Origin of the sequence: Arenibacter nanhaiticus (assembly GCF_900141935.1) — a bacterium.
GTDB lineage: Bacteria > Bacteroidota > Bacteroidia > Flavobacteriales > Flavobacteriaceae > Arenibacter > Arenibacter nanhaiticus.
Genome location: NZ_FQYX01000070.1, coordinates 1 through 2,532, shown reverse-complemented (window position 1 = coordinate 2,532; position 2,532 = coordinate 1). Strand labels below are relative to the sequence as shown.

Sequence of the window (2,532 nt, the reverse complement as noted above, 5' to 3'; positions counted from 1 at the left end):
AAGGCCCTATGTTTTCGGGGAATATAAGCCATTGCTTGGCATGGGATTTCTCCTTCCACTGCCTGAAATCGCTTAAATAATCCCTAAACTGTCGCCGTAGTTTTTTACCGTTAACCCCATAGAATTGGCCGATGGTATTGCAGTCATTTAAACTCATAAAGACCAATTACTGTTCATCGATACAAAAACACAATCGAACCCTATAAAACTTCTATTAAACTAATTTGATATTGAATTGAGTGGGGTATTAGGAAATTTGTAGTGTCCTGTAGGAATTATTTCTGAAATGGAGCTTCCCTACATTTAACCTTAAAATGACACCCAGTCAGCATTAACCAATTTCTTGCTTATGAAAAATTTATACTTATTTAATTTTAAATCTACCCCGCAATTAGTTCTAAAGATTCATCTATTTATAACTGGATTATTTTTTATAGGGACTATTGCTGTTCATGCACAAACCAATGCTGAATATGCTAGTGCGCAAACGAACTCTGGGGAAGTTAGTTATCAATCAACGATATTGGGAGGTACTACCACAGTACAAACAGTAGATAATCCTTCTTTTGCTGTGGGAAATGATCTAACCAATAGGGCTACTCTATATGCTAGTTCAGGATTTGAGCTAGTTGGGGTGGGATTAAGCGGAAACTACTCCTCATTTATTGACCTGTCCTTTGCGAATTCGACTATTCCTGCAGGAACCACTTCCTATGTTAAAATAGCCACTACTGATGAAGCTATTTTACAAACATTGGTAGGAGGAACCTTAGGAGGTATTGTTGGGGACTTATTGGGGGTTACCTTGTCGGATGGGCAAACTATAGGTGTTGAAATCACGAATAGTGTGTCCAATACGGTTCTTAGCGCTAGTTCTTCGGACAATTTTGCAACAACTGATGGCACTGTATCAGTGACACAGGATGCCACGGGAGACTATTATCTTATGATCACTCCGAATTCGGATTATAGTAATATAATAGTAACCAATAGCATCCCGACGGGCTTATTGTCCCTGCCAACAGAGGTTGAGCTGGAAGTTTATGGAGCATACTATTATACGGGTGCTACGGATAATTGTGGAGGACCGGATTATACGTCATATGATGGATCCGGTATTTCCACTGCCTTACTCAATTCTAATGAAGGGGTTATAAATGCGGAATTTGCCCTTGACGCAAATCCTGATAATTTTTCATCAATTAGAATTGGTGTTGCCGGAATAGGAGCCTCTATTGAGCAAAAATTCTATTTTGATTCTCCCACTGAAGCGACGGACCAATTTGATGTTCAAATAGGACTATCGCCAGGGTTTTTGGATTTAGCTTTGTTGGGAAATTCTATCAGCTTTTCAACTTGGAGTAACGGAACCCAAATTGCATCATACCCCTTAAATGATGATATAGTGTATTTGGACCTTTTAACTTTATTGGGAGATAATGCCTTAATTACGGCAACCTTAATACCTGGAGAGCCTATAGATGAGATTAGGGTTACTTATACTTCAGTGGTGACCGTTAGTGCGTTTCAGGAAATGGGAATCGATGTGTATGGCATTGATAGAATATCTAGCAATTCCAATATTACTATAGATCCAATATCTTCGGACGATATTGTTGACTCAACAGAAGCAACTGATCCAATTTCAATCAGCGGATTTGTTACGGGCGATTTCCAGGCAGGTAACGATGTTTCTATTATCATTGACGATACTATTTATAATGGAGAACTGGTTTTGGATCCAAGTGGCAGTCTCAGATATCAAATTGACGTTCCTGGTGCTTCATTACAAAATGATGCGGACAAGGTTGTTGAAGTGCAAGTTACATCAATAAATACTAATTGTACCGAGACTTCCTCCAACATTAGGCCTTATACCTATATTTTACAGGTGCCCACCGTAAATTCACAGACCACCAACGATGCCACCCCCGTATTGTCGGGTACGGCCGAGGCCGGCACTACGTTGACTGTTTCTGTTGCAGGCGCCACCTATACTATTGTTGCGGATGGTTCAGGAAATTGGAGCCTTGATACGGAAACGGAGGTTCCTGACAGCGGTATCTTTTCCCCGGATGTCAATGGGTCCAATGAAGTTGTGGTTAGCAGTGAGGACGACGCAGGGAATGTTTCTTTTGATATCACAACTAATGAATTGGTGATAGATACTACCTCGCCTATAGTACCTATAATAACGAGTATAAGTGAAGACACGGACATAGCAAATGATGGAATTACATCTGACAATACCTTGATTATAAATGGTTCGGCCGAACCGAATAATGTAGTGGAGGTACTTCTGGATGGAACTAGTATCGGGAACATTATTGCGGACATAAACGGGAACTGGAGTTTGGATTATACCGCTACAATTCTAAGTGACGGTTTGTACACCTTAGTTGTAAGAAGCGAAGATGGAGCAGGAAATTTAAGTGATTTTTCAGAGCCATTTGACATAGAAATAAATACAATAGATTTAGACAGTGACAATGATGGCCTGACCGATACCGAAGAGGCCGCTTTGGGCACGGA

1 protein-coding gene is annotated in these 2,532 nt (G+C 40.4%); it reads left to right on the top strand.

All coding sequences use genetic code 11. From position 1 onward, the window contains the following. Positions 1-349: 349 nt before the first annotated feature. Positions 350-2,532, top strand: a 2,183-nt coding sequence (locus BUA16_RS18065; protein WP_143150568.1) for an Ig-like domain-containing protein, incomplete at its 3' end; no start/stop codon positions are given.